16 protein-coding genes are annotated in these 20349 nt (G+C 63.9%); 14 read left to right on the top strand and 2 right to left on the bottom strand.

Annotated features, from left to right (window positions below; genetic code table 11):
- Positions 1 to 165: 165 nt before the first annotated feature.
- The 12 genes from pilM to ACODS5_RS06765 all read left to right on the top strand — a co-directional run bounded on the left by pilM (position 166) and on the right by ACODS5_RS06765 (position 16675).
- On the top strand, positions 166 to 1005 hold the full coding sequence (gene pilM, locus ACODS5_RS06710; RefSeq protein ID WP_489108265.1) for a type IV pilus biogenesis protein PilM: 840 nt from the start codon (positions 166 to 168) through the stop codon (positions 1003 to 1005).
- Positions 1002 to 1541, top strand: a complete 540-nt coding sequence (locus ACODS5_RS06715; RefSeq protein ID WP_489108266.1) for a PilN domain-containing protein — start codon at positions 1002 to 1004, stop codon at positions 1539 to 1541. Before pilM ends, ACODS5_RS06715 begins: the two co-directional genes overlap by 4 nt.
- The gene (locus ACODS5_RS06720; RefSeq protein WP_134691354.1) at positions 1538 to 2548 is read left to right on the top strand and encodes a pilus assembly protein PilP; all 1011 of its coding nucleotides are present in this window, start codon (positions 1538 to 1540) and stop codon (positions 2546 to 2548) included. Before ACODS5_RS06715 ends, ACODS5_RS06720 begins: the two co-directional genes overlap by 4 nt.
- On the top strand, positions 2499 to 3740 hold the full coding sequence (locus ACODS5_RS06725; protein WP_489108267.1) for a type IV pilus secretin PilQ: 1242 nt from the start codon (positions 2499 to 2501) through the stop codon (positions 3738 to 3740). Before ACODS5_RS06720 ends, ACODS5_RS06725 begins: the two co-directional genes overlap by 50 nt.
- Before the next feature lie 4 nt (positions 3741 to 3744).
- Positions 3745 to 4263, top strand: coding sequence for a shikimate kinase AroK (gene aroK / locus ACODS5_RS06730; protein ID WP_134691356.1), 519 nt, complete (start codon positions 3745 to 3747; stop codon positions 4261 to 4263).
- A 98-nt stretch (positions 4264 to 4361) separates the two neighbouring features.
- Positions 4362 to 5459 (top strand): 3-dehydroquinate synthase, encoded by a 1098-nt coding sequence (aroB, locus tag ACODS5_RS06735; RefSeq protein ID WP_134691357.1) that lies wholly within the window; start codon positions 4362 to 4364, stop codon positions 5457 to 5459.
- 15 nt (positions 5460 to 5474) lie between these two features.
- Entirely contained in the window at positions 5475 to 7085 is a 1611-nt protein-coding gene (locus ACODS5_RS06740; protein ID WP_134691358.1) for an SPOR domain-containing protein, read from the top strand.
- A gap of 375 nt (positions 7086 to 7460) precedes the next feature.
- The gene (gene gltB, locus ACODS5_RS06745) at positions 7461 to 11906 is read left to right on the top strand and encodes a glutamate synthase large subunit (protein ID WP_489108268.1); all 4446 of its coding nucleotides are present in this window, start codon (positions 7461 to 7463) and stop codon (positions 11904 to 11906) included.
- Between the two features lie 122 nt (positions 11907 to 12028).
- Positions 12029 to 13447 (top strand): FAD-dependent oxidoreductase, encoded by a 1419-nt coding sequence (locus ACODS5_RS06750; RefSeq protein WP_489108269.1) that lies wholly within the window; start codon positions 12029 to 12031, stop codon positions 13445 to 13447.
- 128 nt (positions 13448 to 13575) lie between these two features.
- Positions 13576 to 15060, top strand: coding sequence for an amidase family protein (locus ACODS5_RS06755; RefSeq protein ID WP_489108270.1), 1485 nt, complete (start codon positions 13576 to 13578; stop codon positions 15058 to 15060).
- A gap of 86 nt (positions 15061 to 15146) precedes the next feature.
- Positions 15147 to 16211: a uroporphyrinogen decarboxylase gene (gene hemE / locus ACODS5_RS06760; protein ID WP_134691362.1), complete on the top strand. Its 1065-nt coding sequence runs from the start codon at positions 15147 to 15149 to the stop codon at positions 16209 to 16211.
- A gap of 116 nt (positions 16212 to 16327) precedes the next feature.
- Positions 16328 to 16675, top strand: a complete 348-nt coding sequence (locus ACODS5_RS06765; RefSeq protein ID WP_134691363.1) for a NirD/YgiW/YdeI family stress tolerance protein — start codon at positions 16328 to 16330, stop codon at positions 16673 to 16675.
- Between the two features lie 99 nt (positions 16676 to 16774).
- Here the strand turns inward: ACODS5_RS06765 and ACODS5_RS06770 are convergent, their stop codons facing one another.
- Complete coding sequence (locus ACODS5_RS06770) at positions 16775 to 18037, bottom strand: MFS transporter (RefSeq protein WP_489108271.1); 1263 nt, start codon at positions 18035 to 18037, stop codon at positions 16775 to 16777.
- Between the two features lie 124 nt (positions 18038 to 18161).
- Here ACODS5_RS06770 and ACODS5_RS06775 point away from each other — a divergent pair, with 124 nt between their 5' ends.
- Complete coding sequence (locus ACODS5_RS06775) at positions 18162 to 19067, top strand: LysR family transcriptional regulator (protein ID WP_134691365.1); 906 nt, start codon at positions 18162 to 18164, stop codon at positions 19065 to 19067.
- A 52-nt stretch (positions 19068 to 19119) separates the two neighbouring features.
- Complete coding sequence (locus tag ACODS5_RS06780) at positions 19120 to 19893, top strand: ParA family protein (protein WP_134691366.1); 774 nt, start codon at positions 19120 to 19122, stop codon at positions 19891 to 19893.
- Here the strand turns inward: ACODS5_RS06780 and trxC are convergent.
- On the bottom strand, positions 19890 to 20324 hold the full coding sequence (gene trxC / locus ACODS5_RS06785; RefSeq protein WP_134691367.1) for a thioredoxin TrxC: 435 nt from the start codon (positions 20322 to 20324) through the stop codon (positions 19890 to 19892). The genes ACODS5_RS06780 and trxC overlap by 4 nt on opposite strands.
- Positions 20325 to 20349 lie beyond the last annotated feature (25 nt).

The raw sequence follows: 20349 nt of genomic DNA on the forward strand, positions 1-20349 counted from the left end.
TTGGGGTGTCCTGGTTGAGGAGTGGAGGGCGCGAGGGGCCGGCGGACGGGAAAATTCGCTGGGCATTATAAGCATTTTTCGCCCCGCCGGGTGACCGTCCGGGGCGGCGCGGCGACCGCCTGCAGCGCAATGGCACGGGCTGCGCACGACAGGGAAGTGACAGTCATGCTTGGAGACTTTGGCGGCAGCGTCGGTTCACTGCTGGGGGTGGAAATCACCGACGATTCCATAAGGATGCTGCATCTGGGCCGGCAAAGGCGGGCCTTGCGGGTCGCCGGTTGGGCCGTCGAGCCTTTGCTGGGCACGCCGTCCGCGGGCGGCGGGCAACTGCAAACGGCGTTGCGCAAAGCGCATGAACGTTGCGCGACACGTCAGCGTCAGGTGGCCCTGGCACTGCCGGCCTCCCAGCTAATCTGCAAGGTTTGCCAAGTGGTGGCCGACCCGTCCGGTGAGGTCATGGAGGCACAGTTGTTGGGGCTCGCCGACCAGCTCTTTCCTTTCCCGCTGGATGATCTTGCCCTGGACTTTCAACTGCTCGGGCCCAGCGCCCAGGCGCCGGGCATGATCGACGCCCTGGTCGTGGCCTGTCGGCAGAGCCAGCTCGATCCCTTCGAGCAACTGTTCGCTCAGGTTGGGTTGGAGCTGGTGGCGGTAGAGGTGGACAGCGTAGTGCTTTGGCGCGCACTGACACCTGGCGACAGCCTGGTCCTGCAGATGGAAAACACGCAACTGGTGACGCACCGCTGGGCGGATGGTGATGTGCCCCAGCGCCAGCAAAACGTGATGGTTTCGCCGGATCAATGGGGTGAACACATCGATGGGTTGGCTACAGCCCAGGAGGTCCTGTTGATCGGGGCCGCTGCCAGTCCTGGGCGAGCCCGGTCGATCTCCGAGCGGCTGGGAGTGGCCTGCCGCATGGCTTGTCCGCCTGCATTGGCTGGCCTGGAGGATATCGGTCCATCCATGGTGCTGGCTTACGGGCTGGCGCAGGGCGGTGCCGCATGAGGGTGCGACTGAACCTGATGCCTTGGCGCGAGCAGCGGCGGGCGAAGACATTGCGGCGCTTTCAGCAGGTACTGGTGCTCAGCCTGATCCTGGCCTTGGCCGGTGTGTTGCTGCTCGACCAGGCGGTGCGGGCACGGCTGGCGAGGCAGGCCGAAGTGGTTGCCCGGCACCAGGCTGAGCTTGCCCGGCTAGAGGGTGGACTGCTGCAGCTTGAGCGGCTGCGTGAGGCGCGCCAGGCGGCGCAGGCGCAATATGCCGCCTTGACCACGCTTCGTGCCAGGCAGGCGTTGCTACCGGGGCTGTTGCTCAGCCTGGAGCAGGCGATGCCCGAGGGGGCGCAACTGACCGAGGTGGACTGGCAGGGCGAGCGCTTGCAGCTAGCCGGGCTGGCCGCCTCGGCGGCGGTGGTGGCGCGGCTCATGCGTGACTTGCAGCAGACCGGTGTGCTGCAGGAGGTCGAGCTGGTCCATCTGCGTTACCACCAGGCGGGTGACGAGTTTCTGCTGGCGGCGCGTTTGTCGCCGGAGGCGTCATGAATGGCTGGCGCTGGGGCGACTGGCAAGCGCGGGTCTGTCGGTCCCCGGCATTCGGCGTCGTGCTGGTCTCGTTAGGCGTATTAGCGGTGCTGGTCGCGGGGTACTTCATTCGTCTTCGCGAGCCGGGCCTTGCGTATGGCGCGGCTGCCGTCCAGGCACGTGCCGTGCAGCAAGCGTTGCGGGAGCGTGAAGCGCAGCTCGTTGAGCTGGGTGCCGAACGTCAGGCACTTGAGGAGGCCGAACAGCATGTGCGCACGGAGCGCTGGCGACTTTCCGCAGGAGAGGGCATCAGCGACTGGCTCGATACCTTGGCGGTATCCGGCCACGAGCACGGCCTGTTGTTCGAGCGCCTCGATGTGCGCGAGGAACAGCGTGAGCTGGATTATCGGCTGATTCCCCTGGAAGTCCGGGTGAGGGGGCGTTACCCGGCGGTGCGTGCCTGGCTGGAACAAGGGCAACGGCAGTTGCGCTTGTTGAACGTGGCGCGGCTGCGCCTGACTCGGGCTGATGAGCGTTCGGACCTGATCGTGGGGCAGTTGCTGATCAATGCCTATCACGCCGGCGAAGCGTTGCCGGTACCGGCCGAGCTGGCGCACGAGCCTGCTCGGCAGGCCCTGGCCGTGACGGCATTCGATCCATTCCGGGCCTGGTCATCGGCGCGGCCGGGTCTTGGGCTTGGCCGTATCCCGCTGGACCAGCTGGAAATGGTTGGCACTCTGGCGCGTGGCGGGCGGCATCAAGCGCTGTTGCGCTCGGGTGGTCATGTGTATCGGGTCGGGGAGGGCGAGACGCTGGGGCGTGACGAAGGGCTAGTGGTGGCCATTGCGGCGGACCAGGTAACAGTGCGCGAGCGGATCTATATCGGGGATGCCTGGCAGGAACGCCACCGGTATCTGCTGCTTGGGGGGCGTGTGAAGGGGGAGGTCAGGGATGAAGTCGATGCAATGGTTGGGCACGATGCTGCTCGTACTGGTGGTGGGGCGGGGCGCCTTGGCGACAGAGGGTGAGTCGCTGTCGCTGAACTTCCAGGACGTCGAAGTTCGCGCGGTCCTGCAGATCATGGCGGACTATGTGGGGGTCAACCTGGTGGCCAGTGACACAGTGCAGGGGCGGATCACCTTGCGTCTGGAGCAGGTGCCATGGGACCAGGCCCTTGACCTGGTGCTGCGCAGCCGGGGCCTTGGTCGTCGTCAGGAGGGTAACGTGTTGCTGGTCGCGCCCTTGGCGGAGCTGACCGAGCGGACTATGGGCGTTCGCCAGGAGCAGGCCCTGGAAGCGCAGTTGGAGCCGCTGCAACGTGCATTGATCCCGGTGTTCCATGCCAAGGCGGCGGAGCTGGCCGAGCTGCTGATGGCTAGCCTGTCCGGCGACGATATCCTCGCCGGGCGTGGCACCGTCAGTGTGGATGCGCGTACCAATACCTTGGTGCTCGTCCAGCCTGCGCGGCAGATGGTGGAGCTGCGCAGGCTGGTGGCGCAGCTGGACGTGCCGGTGCGCCAGGTGATGATAGAAGCGCGGATCGTCGAGGCCAGCGTCGATTATGAAAAGGCCCTCGGCGTACGCTGGGGCGGGCCGCTATATGGCCAGGGCAACGGCCTGGGCAGCGAGCTGTTCGTTGACCTTGGTGTCGAGCGTGCCACCTCCGGCCTGGGTGTCGGCCTGCTGCGCAGCGACATTCTGCTCGACCTGGAGCTCAGTGCCATGGAAAAGAGCGGCAATGGCGAGATCATCTCCCAGCCCAAGGTGGTCACCGCCGACAAGGAAACCGCGCGGATCCTCAAGGGTACCGAGGTACCCTACCAGGAAACCACCAGGAGCGGTGCCACCTCCATCTCCTTTCGCGAGGCCTCGCTGTCGCTGGAGGTGACCCCGCAGATTACCCCTGACGGCAAGGTAGTGATGGCGGTACGGGTGACCAAGGACGAGCCGGACTTCATCAATGCCCTGAACAACGTACCGCCGATTCGCAAGAACGAGGTCAATGCCAAGGTGCGCGTGGCCGATGGCGAAACCATTGTGATTGGCGGCGTGTACTCGACGTCGCATAACAAAGTGGTCGACAAGGTGCCATTTTTTGGCGATCTGCCGTATGTTGGACGGCTGTTTCGACGCGATGCTTTACAAGAGAAAAAATCCGAGCTGCTGGTCTTCCTGACTCCGCGTATCATGAGTGACCAGGCGATTGCTGTGAGTCGTTGATTCTGTGCGAAATTTGATACTTGTGGGGCCCATGGGCGCTGGAAAAAGCACCATCGGACGCCTGTTGGCCAAAGAGCTGCGCCTGCTGTTCAAGGATTCCGACAAGGAAATCGAGCTGCGAACCGGCGCCAACATCCCGTGGATCTTCGACAAGGAAGGCGAGCCGGGCTTTCGTGATCGCGAGCAAGCGATGATCGCCGAGCTCTGCGCCCTTGATGGCGTGGTGCTGGCCACCGGTGGCGGCGCGGTGATGCGCGATGCCAACCGTGCCGCGCTGTACGCCGGTGGGCGGGTGATCTACCTGCATGCCTCGGTGGAGCAGCAGGTCGGGCGCACCTCGCGGGATCGCAACCGACCGCTGCTGCGCACTGCCAACCCAGAGGCCACCCTGCGGGCCTTGCTGGAAACCCGGGACCCGCTCTATCGCGAGATCGCCGACCTGGTGGTAGAAACCGACGAACGACCACCGCGCATGGTGGTGCTGGACATTCTCGAGCGCTTGCAGAAGTTGCCGCCCCGCTGAGCGGGGACTATGCTCGGCGACCAACGCCGAGACGGGGTTGAACGTCATCGCGCGGGGCCGCTCCGACGCCACCGCGCCTTAGTACATTGTGGGGATACATGCAGACACTAAAGGTCGACCTGGGCGAACGTAGCTACCCGATCTACATTGGCGAGGGCCTGCTGGACCAGCCCGAGCTGCTGGCGCCGCACATTGCCGGCCGGCAGGTCGCCATCGTCTCCAACGAGACCGTCGCCCCCCTGTACCTCGAACGCCTGAGCAAGACCCTGGGTGCCTATTCGGTGCTGCCGGTGGTGTTGCCTGACGGCGAGGCCCACAAGAACTGGGAAACCCTGCAGCTGATTTTCGATGCGCTGCTCACGGCCCGGCACGATCGCCGTACCACCGTGGTCGCCCTCGGTGGCGGGGTGATCGGCGACATGGCCGGCTTTGCCGCCGCCTGCTACCAGCGCGGCGTCGATTTCATCCAGGTGCCGACCACCCTGCTGTCCCAGGTCGATTCCTCGGTGGGCGGCAAGACCGGTATCAACCACCCGCTGGGCAAGAACATGGTGGGTGCCTTCTACCAGCCCAACGCGGTGCTGATCGACACCACCAGCCTGAAGACCCTACCCGAACGCGAGCTATCCGCCGGTCTTGCCGAAGTCATCAAGTACGGCCTGATCTGCGACGAACCGTTCATGGCCTGGCTCGAAGACAACATGCAGGCACTGCGGGCGCTGGAATCGGTTGCGCTGACCGAGGCCATCCGTCGTTCCTGCGCGGCCAAGGCCGTCGTGGTTGGCGCCGATGAGCGCGAGTCGGGCGTACGCGCCACGCTCAACCTTGGCCATACCTTTGGCCATGCAATCGAAACCCATATGGGCTATGGCGTCTGGCTGCACGGCGAAGCCGTGGCGGCGGGCACGGTCATGGCCCTGGAAATGTCCATGCGCCTGGGCTGGATCGACCAGTCGGCGCGGGACCGCGCCATTCGCCTGCTGCAGGACGCAGGATTGCCGGTGGTGCCACCACAGGAAATGACCCCGGCGCATTTCATGGAGCACATGGCGGTCGACAAGAAAGTGCTCGACGGGCGCCTGCGCCTGGTGCTGTTGCGCCAGCTGGGCGAGGCCGTCGTCACCGACGACTATCCGAAAGAGATTTTACAGGCCACGCTGGCGGCGGACTACCGCGCGATCGTGGCCCAGCTTTGAGGTTGTGACAACGCAATGAGCACTCTGCATGCCGATGAGGCGTTCCTCGAACATTACCAGTTGACCCACGATCCGTTCGCGCCGCGGGTGCCTGGCTTCAAGTTTTTCCCTGCCCAGCGCAAGCCGGTATTGGGCCAACTGCATCACCTGGCGCGCTACAGCCAGCTGATGCTGGCGGTCACTGGCCCCATGGGCAGCGGCAAGACGTTGCTGCGCCAGGCGCTGGTGGCTAGTACCAACAAACAGTCGGTGCAAAGCGTGGTGGTTTCCGCCCGCGGCGCTTCGGACGCGGCCAGCGTGCTCGGTCAGGTGGCCCAGTCGCTGGGTGTGGCCCAGGCCGAAGTGCAGGCGATCCTCAAGCAGGTGGTGCAACTGGCCCTGACCGGCCAGGAAGTCTATCTGTTGGTGGACGACGCGGAACAACTCGACGAGTCGGCACTCCAAGCGTTGCTGGAGTTGGCGGCCGGCGTCGCCGAAGGGCGACCGCATGTGTTCCTGTTTGGCGAGCCGTCGTTGATCGCCGGGCTGGAGGAGCTCAATGCCGATGGCGAGCGTTTCCATGTCATCGAGCTGGCGCCCTATAGCGAGGAAGAGACCCGCGAATACCTGGAGCAGCGCCTGGACGGCGCCGGCCGGGGTATCGAGGTGTTCACCCGCGAACAGATCGTCGACATCCACGAAAACTCCGACGGTTGGCCTGGCAACATCAACCAGGTTGCCCGCGATACCTTGATCGAAGCCATGATCGCCAGCCGCACCACGGCCAAGCGACCATCCATGGGGTTCAAAATGCCTAAGAAACACGTGCTCGCGTTGTCCGCTGTGGTCGTGGTCGCCGTTGGCGCGGCGGTCCTGATGCCCAAGAAGGGCGACAAGGCCCCGGCCGAGGCGCCCGCCGCCCAGGCTCAGCTGCCGTTGGGCCAGGGCGGCAATGGCGGCGCGCCCGCCATCGAGTTCTCCGGTTCCTCGCAGCCAATGCCATTGCCGCTGGTTGGCCAGTCGCAACCGGTGATGCGCGAGCCGCTGGCCGAAGCCGCTGGCATGGGCGAGGGCGAGGAAGGCGGCCCGGCCGGCAATACCGCGCTGCAACCTGCCGCGCCCTCGGCGGCCGTACCGCCGACCGTGACCACCATCGCGCCGCCAGCCGGTGCCACCGCAAGCCCCGCGCCAACCCCGGCCCAGCCGGTAGCAACCGCTCCGGCGCAGTCGGTTGCTCCAGTTACGAAGCCAGTTGCAACCCAGCCAGTCAAGTCGGTTGCACCTGCCAAGCCGGCAGCGGCCCCGACCCAGGTCGCCAGTGCCAAGCCCGCAGCCAAACCGGCTGCCGGTGGCGCCGGCAACAGCAGCTGGTACGCTGGGCAGAAACCCGGTAATTACGTGGTGCAGATCTTCGGCACCAGCTCCGAGGCGTCGGCCCAGTCGTTCGTCAAGGCCCAGGGTGGCGACTATCGCTACTTCAAGAAAAACTTGCAGGGCAAGCCGCTGTACGTGGTGACCTACGGCAATTTCGCCAACCGCGACGCCGCCGCCGCCGCCATCAAGAACTTGCCAGCCAAGGTCCAGGCTGGTAAACCTTGGCCACGTACCGTCGGCAGCGTCCAACAAGAGCTGGCCACGGCCCGCTGATACCTTCCGGGCGGCACCACCCCGCCGCCCAGTTGCTGAGCGAATCCTGATTCACGTCTAGCCTGCTGCGCACCCCGCGCGGCAGGCTTTTCTGTCCCAGACTGCCGGCCACAAGCCCGTTCTTGCAGTCCTGGCTGAAACGCTTCAGACTCCAGTCATGCCGCTATCACGGCGTACGACTTAAAAACATTCAAAATTGCGACATAAATTTTCAATGGTGAGACATGAAAATTTGTGGGCGTCGCTGTCGCTGTGCAACAATGGTTTTCCATGGCCACCGCAAAAAAGCTGGCGTTTGATCGGCGTGGATGGTAAGTGGTTGTTAAAAAAGAGATTTGCCTCCGGTTGAGAGGTGAACCTGGTGAGAAAGTGTCTATGAAAACAGGTCTGTACCATCCCGAAGAATTCAAGGACAACTGTGGTTTCGGCCTGATCGCCCACATGACGGGCGAGCCGAGTCACCACCTTCTGCAAACCGCCATGCAGGCGCTGACCTGCATGACCCACCGCGGCGGCATCAACGCCGACGGCAAGACCGGCGACGGTTGCGGTCTGCTCATGCAGAAGCCCGATCAATTCCTGCGCGCCGTGGCCCAGGAACACTTCGCCGTCGAGCTGCCCAAGCAGTACGCCGTCGGCATGGTGTTCTTCAACCAGGACCCGGTCAAAGCCGAAGCTGCCCGCGCCAACATGGATCGCGAGATCGTCAACGCCGGCCTGAGGCTGGTCGGCTGGCGCAAGGTGCCGATCGACACCAGCGTGCTCGGACGCCTGGCCCTGGAGCGCCTGCCGCAGATCGAACAGGTGTTCATCGGCGGTGAAGGCCTGAGCGATCAGGAATTCGCCATCAAGCTGTTCAGTGCCCGTCGCCGTTCGTCCGTGGCCAATGCCCATGACGCCGACCACTACATCTGCAGCTTCTCGCACAAGACCATCATCTACAAAGGCTTGATGATGCCGCGCGATCTCGCGGCGTTCTATCCGGACCTGGGCGATGAGCGCCTGCAAACCGCGATCTGCGTGTTCCACCAGCGCTTCTCCACCAACACCCTGCCGAAGTGGCCGCTGGCCCAGCCCTTCCGCTTCCTCGCCCACAACGGCGAGATCAACACCATCACCGGCAACCGCAACTGGGCCATGGCCCGTCGCACCAAGTTCGCCAACGACCTGATCCCCGACCTCGAAGAGCTCGGCCCGCTGGTCAACCGCGTCGGTTCCGACTCCTCGAGCATGGACAACATGCTCGAACTGATGGTAACCGGCGGCATCGACCTGTTCCGTGGCGTGCGCATGCTGGTACCGCCAGCCTGGCAGAACGTAGAGACCATGGACGCCGACCTGCGCGCTTTCTACGAATACAACTCCATGCACATGGAGCCGTGGGATGGCCCGGCCGGCATCGTCATGACCGAAGGCCGCCACGCGGTGTGCCTGCTCGACCGTAACGGTCTGCGCCCGGCGCGCTGGGTGACCACCACCAACGGCTATATCACCATCGCCTCCGAAATCGGCGTGTGGGGCTACCAGCCTGAAGAAGTGCTGGCCAAGGGCCGGGTCGGACCGGGGCAGATCCTTGCCGTGGACACCGAAACCGGCCAGATCCTCGACACCGACGCCATCGACAACCGCCTGAAGTCGCGCCACCCTTACAAGCGCTGGCTGCGTCAGCACGCCACGCGCATCCAGGCGACCCTGAGTGACGACCAGGGCGTGGCCAGCTACGACGCCGACCAGCTCAAGCAATACATGAAAATGTTCCAGGTCACCTTCGAGGAGCGCGACCAGGTGCTGCGTCCGTTGGGCGAGCAGGGCCAGGAAGCGGTCGGCTCGATGGGTGACGACACGCCCATGGCCGTACTGTCCCAGCGTGTGCGTTCGCCGTACGACTTCTTCCGCCAGCAGTTCGCCCAGGTGACCAACCCGCCGATCGACCCGCTGCGCGAAGCGATCGTCATGTCGCTGGAAATCTGCCTGGGCGCCGAGCGCAATATCTTCCAGGAATCCCCCGAGCATGCCTCGCGGGTGATCCTCAGCTCGCCGGTGATCTCGCCCGCCAAGTGGCGGTCCTTGATGAACCTGGAGCGTGAGGGCTTCGAGCGCCAACTGATCGACCTCAACTATGACGAGGGCGTCGGCCTGGAAGCGGCCATCCGTAACATCGCCGATCAGGCCGAAGAGGCCGTGCGCAGCGGCAAGACCCAGCTGGTGCTGAGCGACCGCTACATTGCGCCGGGCAAGCTGCCGGTGCATGCCTCCCTGGCCGTCGGTGCGGTGCACCACCGTCTGACCGAGCAGGGCCTGCGTTGCGACAGCAACATCCTGGTCGAGACCGCCACTGCCCGCGACCCGCACCACTTCGCCGTGCTGCTGGGCTTCGGTGCCTCGGCTGTGTACCCGTACCTGGCCTACGAAGTGCTCGCCGACCTGATCCGCACCGGCGAAGTGCTGGGCGATCTGGACGAAGTGTTCAAGTACTACCGCAAGGGCATCTCCAAGGGTCTGCTGAAGATCCTGTCGAAGATGGGCATCTCCACCATCACCTCGTACCGTGGCGCGCAACTGTTCGAAGCCATCGGTCTGTCCGCGGAAGTGGTGGGCCTGAGCTTCAAGGGCGTGTCCAGCCGCATCAAGGGTGCGCGTTTCGAAGACCTGGAGAGCGACCAGAAGCTGCTCGCTGCCGAAGCCTGGAGCGCGCGCAAGCCGATCCAGCAGGGCGGTCTGCTCAAGTTCGTCCACGGTGGCGAGTACCACGCCTACAACCCGGATGTGGTCAACACCCTGCAAGCCGCCGTGCAGCAGGGTGACTACGGCAAGTTCAAGGAATACACCAGCCTGGTCGACCAGCGCCCGGTGTCGATGATTCGCGATCTGCTCAAGGTCAAGGTTGCCGACCAGCCACTGGCGCTGGAGCAGGTCGAGCCGCTGGAGGCGATCCTCAAGCGCTTCGACTCGGCCGGCATCTCGCTGGGCGCGCTGTCGCCAGAAGCCCATGAGGCCTTGGCCGAGGCGATGAACCGCCTGGGTGCGCGTTCCAATTCCGGCGAGGGCGGTGAAGACCCGGCCCGCTATGGCACCCTCAAGAGCTCGAAGATCAAGCAGGTGGCCACCGGCCGCTTTGGCGTGACCCCGGAGTACTTGGTCAACGCCGAAGTGCTGCAGATCAAGGTGGCCCAGGGCGCCAAGCCCGGCGAGGGCGGCCAGCTGCCAGGCGGCAAGGTCAACGGCTTGATCGCCAAGCTGCGCTATGCGGTACCCGGCGTGACCCTGATCTCGCCGCCGCCGCACCACGACATCTACTCGATCGAAGACTTGGCCCAGCTGATCTACGACCTCAAGCAGGTCAACCCGCAGGCCCTGGTCTCGGTCAAGCTGGTCGCCGAAGCCGGCGTGGGCACCATCGCCGCCGGCGTGGCCAAGGCCTATGCCGACCTGATCACCATTTCCGGCTACGACGGCGGTACCGGGGCGTCGCCGCTGACCTCGATCAAGTATGCCGGTGCCCCTTGGGAGCTGGGTCTGGCCGAAACCCACCAGACCCTGCGCGGCAACGACCTGCGCGGCAAGGTGCGGGTACAGACCGACGGCGGCCTGAAGACCGGCCTGGACGTAATCAAGGCCGCAATTCTCGGCGCCGAGAGCTTCGGCTTCGGCACCGCGCCAATGATCGCCCTGGGTTGCAAGTACCTGCGTATCTGCCACCTGAACAACTGCGCCACCGGCGTGGCCACGCAGAATGACAAGCTGCGCAAGGACCACTACATCGGCACTGTCGACATGGTGATCAACTTCTTCACCTTCGTCGCCGAGGAAACCCGCGAATGGCTGGCCAAGCTGGGCGTGCGCAGCCTCGGCGAGCTGATCGGGCGTACCGACCTGCTCGACGTGCTGCCGGGCGACACCGAGCGCCAGGGCCACCTCGACCTGTCGCCGCTGCTGGGCAGCCCGCACGTTCCGGCCGACAAGCCGCAGTTCTGCCAAGTGGACAAGAACCCGCCCTTCGACCAGGGCGAACTGGCCGAGAAGATGGTCGCCATGGCCTTGCCGGCGATCCGCGACCTGGCCGGTGGCGAGTTCGCCATGGACATCTGCAACTGCGATCGCTCCATTGGTGCGCGCATCTCCGGCGAGATCGCCAAGCTGCACGGCAACCAGGGCATGGCCGCGGCGCCAATCACCTTCCGCTTCAAGGGCACCGCGGGCCAGAGCTTTGGCGTGTGGAACGCCGGCGGCTTGAACCTGCGCCTGGAAGGCGACGCCAACGACTACGTCGGCAAGGGTATGACCGGTGGCAAGCTGACCATCGTGCCACCAGCCGGCAGCCCATTCGAAACCCAGCACAGCGCCATTGTCGGCAACACCTGCCTGTACGGTGCCACCGGCGGCAAACTGTTCGCCGCCGGCACTGCAGGCGAGCGCTTCGCTGTGCGTAACTCCGGCGCCCACGCTGTGGTCGAGGGCACCGGCGATCACTGCTGTGAATACATGACCGGCGGCTTTGTCTGCGTCCTGGGCAAGACCGGTTACAACTTCGGCTCTGGCATGACCGGCGGTTTCGCCTACGTGCTCGACATGGACAACTCCTTCGTCGACAAACTCAACCATGAGCTGGTGGAAATCCAGCGTATCAGTGGTGAAGCGATGGAGGCCTACCGCAGCCACCTGGCGCGGGTCCTGGGCGAGTACGTGGAAGAAACCGGCAGCGAGTGGGGGCGTGAGCTCTCGGAGAACCTGGACGACTATGTGCGGCGCTTCTGGCTGGTCAAGCCGAAGGCGGCCAACCTCAAGCAACTGATGTCCAGCACCCGCGCCAACCCACAGTAAAAGCAGCTGCAAGTGGCAAGCCTCAAGCTGCAAGTGGAAGCAGTTCGAGGTTTGCCCGGCTTAAGTGATCGTCTTGCGGCTTGCAGCTTGTAGCTTGCAGCTGCTGTTAAGAGGTTTGAAAAATGGCTGAACGTCTGAACAACGACTTCCAGTTCATCGAAGTGGGCCGCAAGGACCCGAAGAAAAAATTATTGCGCCAGCGCAAGAAGGAGTTCGTCGAGATCTACGAACCTTTCAAGCCGCAGCAATCGGTCGAGCAGGCCCACCGCTGCCTGGGCTGCGGCAACCCGTACTGCGAGTGGAAGTGCCCGGTGCACAACTTCATCCCCAACTGGCTGAAGCTGGTCGCCGAAGGCAACATCCTGGCCGCGGCGGAGTTGTCGCACCAGACCAACACCCTGCCGGAAGTGTGTGGCCGGGTGTGTCCGCAGGATCGCCTGTGCGAGGGTGCCTGCACCCTGAACGACGGCTTTGGCGCGGTAACCATCGGCTCGGTGGAGAAGTACATCACCGACACCGCCTTCGCCATGGGCTGGCGCCCGGACATGTCCAAGGTCAAGCCCACCGGCAAGCGTGTCGCCATCATCGGTGCCGGCCCTGCGGGCCTGGGCTGCGCCGACGTGCTGGTGCGTGCTGGCGTGACCCCGGTGGTGTTCGACAAGAACCCGGAGATCGGCGGCCTGCTGACCTTCGGCATCCCTGAGTTCAAGCTGGAAAAGACTGTGCTGAGCAACCGCCGCGAAGTCTTCACCGGCATGGGCATCGAGTTCCGCCTGAACACCGAAGTGGGTAGGGACATCAGCATGGAGCAGCTGCTGGCCGAGTACGATGCGGTGTTCATGGGCATGGGCACCTACACCTACATGAAGGGCGGTTTCCCTGGGGAGGACCTGCCGGGCGTGCACGACGCGCTGGACTTCCTGATTGCCAACGTCAACCGCAACCTGGGCTTTGAAAAGTCGCCGCAAGACTTCGTCGACATGCAGGGCAAGAAGGTCGTGGTGCTCGGCGGTGGCGACACCGCGATGGACTGCAACCGCACCTCGATCCGCCAGGGCGCCAAATCGGTGACCTGCGCCTATCGCCGGGACGAAGCGAACATGCCGGGTTCGCGCAAGGAAGTGAAGAACGCCAAGGAAGAGGGCGTGAAGTTCCTCTACAACCGCCAGCCTATCGCCATTGTCGGCGAGGACAAGGTCGAGGGCGTGAAGGTGGTCGAGACCCGTCTTGGTGAGCCGGATGCCCGTGGCCGTCGCAGCCCCGAGCCAATCCCGGGTTCCGAAGAGATCCTGCCGGCAGATGCCGTGGTGATCGCTTTCGGTTTCCGTCCGAGCCCGGCGCCGTGGTTCGAGCAGCATGACATTCAGCTCGACAGCCAAGGTCGCGTGGTGGCGCCGGAGAAGGGCAAGTTCAAGCACCAGACCAGCAACCCAAAGGTGTTCGCCGGTGGCGACATGGTACGGGGGTCGGACCTGGTGGTGACGGCGATCTTCGAAGGGCGCACGGCGGCTGAAGGAATTCTCGATTACCTTGGTGTGTAACCGGTCGCCTGGAATGTAGGATGCATCCTACATGTCTGGGCGAAATGTCAGGCTAGTTCTGCGTACAGCTGATTCCGAGACTGGAGGTTCCCTTCACAGGGCGAATATTCAGTCAAGGAATCAGAAGTATGAAAAATCAACAGCAGCAACCAGCTAATTCTGTAATGGGGAACTATTCCCCCCTCAATGAAAATCCAGGTGAGGACTTTGACGGTCCGATCTTTGCCTCGGTCATTACCCCTGACGACAACGATTTCGCTAGCATTTCCGCGCTTCAGGCGCAGATGGCCGATGGGACTCTGACCTCCGCGGATCTGGTAACGCGCGCCTTGGCGCGGGTTGCCGCCCTCAACGAGCAAGGCCCAGCGCTGAAGGCTGTCATCGAGATCAACGCTGCTGCGTTGACGCTTGCCCAGACCCTGGACACGGAACGAGCCGCGGGAACCGTGCGTGGCCAACTGCATGGCATTCCGGTGTTGATCAAGGACAACATCGATACGGGTGACGGCATGCAGACCAGTGCCGGATCGCTGGCGCTGGTGGGCCAGGCGGCCTCGACGGATGCCTACATCGTTGAGCGCCTGCGGGCGGCCGGCGCGGTCATCCTCGGCAAGGCCAACACCTCGGAGTGGATGGGGTTCCGTGACATGGCTGTCCCAGAGGGATGGAGTGGTCGTGGCGGCCAGACCCTGAGCGCGCGGGGCAAGGGCATGCCGGTTTCGGGGTCGAGTGTCGGATCCGCGGTTGGGGTGAGTGCGGGCCTGGCCACTGTCGCCGTGGGTACCGAGACCAGTGGTTCGCTGATCAAGCCGGCTTATCTCAGCCAGGTGGTCGGCATGCGCCCAACGCATGGGCTGCTTGGCCAGTCGGGTATCGTTCCGCTGTCGAAAAGCCTGGACACTCCTGGGCCGATGGCGCGCAACGTGACTGATGCCGCGATTTTGCTGGATGCGATGTTCGGTACGGGTGCCTGGAGTGAGCCGCCAACTGGCGTGCCCACGGAACAGACCGATTTCGCGGGTGAGTTGGATGCGGCAGCTCTGAACGGCGCTCGGCTGGGTTATCGTTCGGACAGCCCACTGCCGTCCTCCGTGGTCACGGCCCTGGAGAATGCTGGTGCGACTCTGGTGCCGGTCGAGCTTGTGTTCCCGCCCATGTTCGCTGACCTGTTCTCGGTGGTGAAACATGAGTTCAAGCGCGACCTGGCCGAATACTTGGCCTCGCGCCCGGGAATCGAGGTGAAATCCCTGGCCGACGTGATCGCCTTCAATACGGCGAACCCGCTACCGGAGGAGTATCAGCAAGGGCTTCTGGAATATGCTCAGGCACAGGAGCTTGAGGAAGCGGATTATGTGGCGGCTGTCGGCAGGCTGGTCAGCCAAAGCCGTGCGCTGATCGATGACGCCCTCGCCACGCATAATGTGATCGCGCTGCTCGACCAGCCAATGGGGGCGTTGCCCGCGTATGGCGCCAACGCCGGTTATCCAGGGCTGATGGTACCGGTCCCAGGGGACAGCGCAGTGCCGGTCGGCTTGTATTTGGGTGGCGCGCAGTGGAGCGATCAATTGCTGCTGTCGCTGGGGCTGGGGTTCGAACGCAGTCTCTCAGAGTAACCCTTCAGCTAAAAGGCACGGCTTGGCGCCGTGCCTTTTCCGGCGGGGTCTGCGAAAATGCCCCCACCTTTCTGCCGGATATCGCTATGACCGCCCTGAAGAACGATCGTTTCCTGCGTGCACTGCTCAAGCAACCCGTGGACGTAACCCCAGTGTGGATGATGCGCCAGGCCGGCCGCTACCTGCCGGAGTATCGCGCCAGCCGGGCCAAGGCCGGCGACTTCATGAGCCTGTGCATGAACCCGCAGTTCGCCTGCGAGGTCACCCTGCAGCCGCTGGACCGCTACCCGCTGGACGCGGCGATCCTTTTCTCGGACATCCTCACCATCCCTGACGCCATGGGCCAAGGTCTGTACTTCGAGACCGGCGAAGGTCCACGTTTCAAGAAGGTCATCAGCACCCTGGCCGACATCGAGGCGCTGCCGATTCCTGATCCGCAGAAAGACCTTGGCTACGTGATGGACGCGGTCAGCACCATTCGCCGCGAACTCAATGGTCGCGTACCGCTGATCGGTTTCTCCGGCAGCCCTTGGACCCTGGCCACTTACATGGTCGAGGGCGGTTCGTCCAAGGACTTCCGCAAGACCAAGGCCATGGCCTATGACAACCCCCAGGCCCTGCATCTGCTGCTGGACAAGCTGGCCCAGTCGGTCACCAGCTACCTCAATGGCCAGATCCTGGCCGGTGCTCAAGCGGTGCAGATCTTCGACACCTGGGGCGGCAACCTGTCGGCGGCGGCCTACCAGGAGTTTTCCCTGGCCTACATGCGCAAGATCGTCAGTGGCCTGATCCGCGAGCACGAAGGGCGCAAGGTGCCGGTGATCCTGTTCACCAAGAACGGTGGTCTGTGGCTGGAAAGCATCGCCGAGGCCGGTGCCGACGCGCTGGGCCTGGACTGGACCTGCGAAATCGGCGATGCCCGCCGCCGCGTCGGTGACAAAGTGGCGCTGCAAGGCAACATGGACCCGACCGTGCTGTATGCCAAGCCCGAGGCCATCCGCCAGGAAGTCGCGCGCATCCTCGCCAGCTATGGCAAGGGCACTGGCCATGTGTTCAACCTGGGTCACGGCATCACGCCGGAAGTCGACCCGGAGCACGCCGGCGTGTTTATCAACGCTGTGCATGAGCTGTCGGCGCAGTACCACCAGTAAGCGCCTTTGTGTTGCAAGGAGCCCGGCCAGGTGCCGGGCTTTTTGTTGTATTAAGTTTCAATTCAGCGATCGTCGGTAATCTGTTGCCATCAAAACGCAAACAGGACCCGATCACCATGAAAGCCCGTTACCTGCCCCTGATCCTCGCCCCACTGTTCAGCACCGCCGCCCTGGCAGCCGGCTACACCGGCCCTGGCGCTCAAGCCGTGACCACCGTTGCCGCCGCCAAGGAGGCTGCCGATGACACCCCCGTGGTACTGCAGGGTTACGTGACCAAGAAGATCAACAACGACGACAAGTACGAGTTCAAGGACAACACCGGCAGCATCACCGTTGAAATCGACGATGAAGACCTGCCGCCGACGCCATTCAATGAGAAGACCAAGGTCAAGCTGACCGGCGAGGTGGAGAAGCACCTGATGAGCCGTGAAGTGGATGTGGATATCGTCGAGATCATCAACTGATCCCAGGCTGATATCGTTCGGTAGGAGCCAGCTTGCTGGCGAACCAGGCGCCGCGCTGCATGGCACCGGCTGTGCCGGTGTTCGCCGGCAAGCCGGCTCCTACGTTGCTTGCGTCACGTGTGAGGCCGTCTTCGGCGCTAACTTGCTCAGGTGCAACGCCACCAGCAACGCCACCGCCAGCAGGCTGGCGATGAACAGCCCGATGCCGTTCCAGCCCCACTGGTGCCAGAACACCCCGCCCGCCGTCCCGGCGACACTCGACCCCGCGTAATAGCTGAACAGATACAGCGACGACGCCTGCCCCTTGGCCTTCAGCGCCCGCCGTCCGATCCAGCTGCTGGCCACCGAGTGCGCGCCGAAGAAGCCGAAAGTGAACACCAGCATGCCGACGATGATCAGCGCCAGCGGGCTGGCCAGGGTCATCAGCAAACCGCCGGCCATCACCACGATACTGGCCCAGAACACCTTACGCCGCCCCAGTTTGTCGGCCAGCGCGCCGACCTGCGCCGAGCTGTAGATCCCCGACAGGTACACTACCGACAGCAGGCCGACCAAGGCCTGGTTCATGTGGTAAGGCCCGGCCAGCAGCCGGTAGCCTATGTAGTTGAACAGGGTGACGAAGGCACCCATCAGCAGGAACGCCTCAAGAAACAGCCAAGGTAGCCCGGCGTCCTTGAAGTGCATGACGAAACCGTCCAGCAGGCTGCGTGGCTGCAATGGCCGAGGGCGGAAGTTGCGCGACTCGGGCAGGACTTTCCAGAACACCACGGCTGCCACCAGGGCCAGGCCGCCCATCACCAGCATTGCCGTATGCCAGCTGACGAAGTCGATCAGCACGCCGCTGATCAGTCGCCCGCTCATGCCGCCGATGGCATTGCCGCCGATGTACAGGCCCATGGCCAGGCCGATGTGCTGCGGGTGGATCTCTTCGCTCAGGTAGGTCATGGCCACCGCCGCCAGACCGCTCAGCGACAGGCCCACCAGGGCGCGGGCGACCAGCACCAGTTCCCAGCTTTGCATCACCGCACTGGCGAGGGTCGACAATGCCGCGCACAGCAGGGCGAAGACCATCACCGGCTTGCGCCCGATGCGGTCGGAAATAGGGCCGGTGATCAACAAGCCGATGGCCAGCATGGCGGTGGACACCGACAGCACCAGGCTGCTCTGCGCGGCGTTGATGGCGAATTCCCGGGACAGCAGCGGCATCATCGGTTGCACGCAGTACAACAGGGCGAAGGTGGCGAAGCCGCCGCTGAACAGCGCCAGCACGGTCTTGATGAAGGCGGGAGTGCCTTTTTCGATCCAGATATCGTTGACCACGGGTGTGGGTTCAGGGGGCAGGGGGGCGACGGCGGATCTCACGGACGGATACCTCGGGCGCAGGGGCCAGGTGTTGCGGTGAAAAAAGCATATAGCTGGCTAATGATTAGATCCAATATATTGTTCGACCTGTTTGAGACGTTTTACGACTTGTTTGGAGCGGGCCATGGAACTGCGTCACCTGCGTTATTTCGTCGCTGTGGCCGAAGAGCTGCATTTCGGTCGCGCCGCCCAGCAACTGGGAATCTCCCAGCCGCCGCTGAGCCAGCAGATTCAGGCGTTGGAACAGGAGCTTGGGGCGCGCCTGTTCGAGCGCACCAACCGTCGTGTAGCGCTCAGCGAGGCCGGCCGGTTATTCCTGGAAGAGGCCCGGCAGGTGCTGGCGCAAGTGGAAAAGGCCGCCGATGTGGCCCGCCGGGCACAGTTGGGCGAACTGGGCGAGATGAAGGTCGGCTTCACCTCTTCGGCACCGTTCACCTCGCGTATTCCCCAGGCCATCCATGCTTTCCGCCAGCGCTTCCCGGCGGTGCACCTGAACCTGAAGGAAATGAGCAGCCGCGAAGTGGTGGAGGCCGTATTTGACGAGTCCATCGAGGTCGGCCTGATGCGCCCAATGCCTTTGCCGGACGGTATCGTCTGTACCGAGTTGTTCCGCGAGCCCCTGGTGGCAGTGCTCAATGCCTCGCATCCGCTGGCGGCCGGCAGCGCCCAGGGGCTGTACATGCAGGCCCTGGCCCAGGAGCCGTTCGTGTTCTTCCCGCGCAGCTACGGCAGCGGCTTGCACGCCCAATTGCTGAGCCTGGCGCGCAAGGCCGGCTTCACCCCGCATTTCGCCCAGGAGGCGGGCGAGGCGATGACCATCATCGGCCTGGTCTCGGCGGGGCTGGGAGTATCGGTGCTGCCGGCGTCGTTCCAGCGCATGCGCATCGAGGGCGTGGTGTATCGCACCCTGTTGGACGAGGAGGCGATGACCGCTGTCTGGCTGGTGCGTCGCGCGGCGTCGGGCTCGGCCATGGCCAATGCCTTCGTCGCCCTGCTGGCTGGGCTGGAGCAGCCCGATGGTGCTGGCTAAACCGCCGCGCTGGCCACATACTCGGGCATTCGTTGATACACGGAGGTCTCTCATGCGGCGCGTGGTGTTCAATCAGAAAGGTGGCGTGGGCAAGTCGAGCATCGCTTGCAACCTGGCGGCGGTCAGCGCCAACGAGGGCTACCGGACCCTGCTGATCGACCTGGATGCCCAGGCCAACTCGACCCAGTACCTCACCGGCCTGACCGGCGACGACATCCCCATGGGTATCGCCGACTTCTTCAAGCAGTCGCTGTCCAGCGGGCCGTTCGCCAAGAAGAACAAGGTCGATATCTACGAAACGCCGTTCGACAACCTGCACGTGGTCACTGCCACCCCCGAGCTGGCCGACCTGCAGCCCAAGCTCGAGGCCAAGCACAAGATCAACAAGCTGCGCAAACTGCTTGACGAGTTGGACGAGGATTATGAGCGGATCTATATCGATACTCCGCCGGCCTTGAACTTCTATGCGGTTTCTGCGCTGATCGCCGCCGATCGCGTGTTGATCCCTTTCGACTGTGACAGTTTCTCGCGCCAGGCCCTGTATGGCCTGCTGGCCGAGATCGATGAGCTCAAGGAAGACCACAACGACGAACTGGTGGTCGAGGGCATCGTCGTCAACCAGTTCCAGTCCCGCGCCAGCCTGCCCCAGCAGATGCTCGACGAGCTGCTGGCCGAAGGCCTGCCGGTGCTGCCGGTGTACCTCGGCAGTTCGGTGAAGATGCGTGAGTCGCACCACGCCAGCCTGCCGCTGATCCACCTGGAGCCACGGCACAAGCTGACCCAGCAGTTCGTCGAGTTGCATGATCTGCTGGAGCGCAGCGCCTAGATCCCTTGGCTGCGTAGCCATTCCAGTAATGACTGAAGTGGAAACGCACCGGCCTGGCGGGTCAGTTCGCGGCCATTCTTGAACAGGATCAGGCTGGGGATCGAGCGGATACCCAACTGGCCGGCCAGGTTGCGGTTGGCTTCGCTGTCGAGCTTGGCCAGGCGGCAGCGGCCCGAGAGCTGCCGCGCGGCTTGCTCGAAGGTCGGGGCGAAGCTCTTGCACGGGCCGCACCAGTCGGCCCAGACATCCAGCAGCAGCGGCAGATCACCTTTGATCTGGGCGGCATAGTTGCCTTCGGTCAGCTCGAACGAGGTGCTCAGCAGCACGTTCTGTTTGCAGCGGCCGCATTTCGGGGTGTCGCCCAGGCGGTCGGTGGGGATGCGGTTGAGGCCGTTGCAGTGGGGGCAGGGGATTACCAGCGGATTGGACATCGGGGTCTCCAGTCGAAAGATGCTG

The sequence above is a fragment of the Pseudomonas sp. FG47 genome (genome assembly GCF_057809115.1).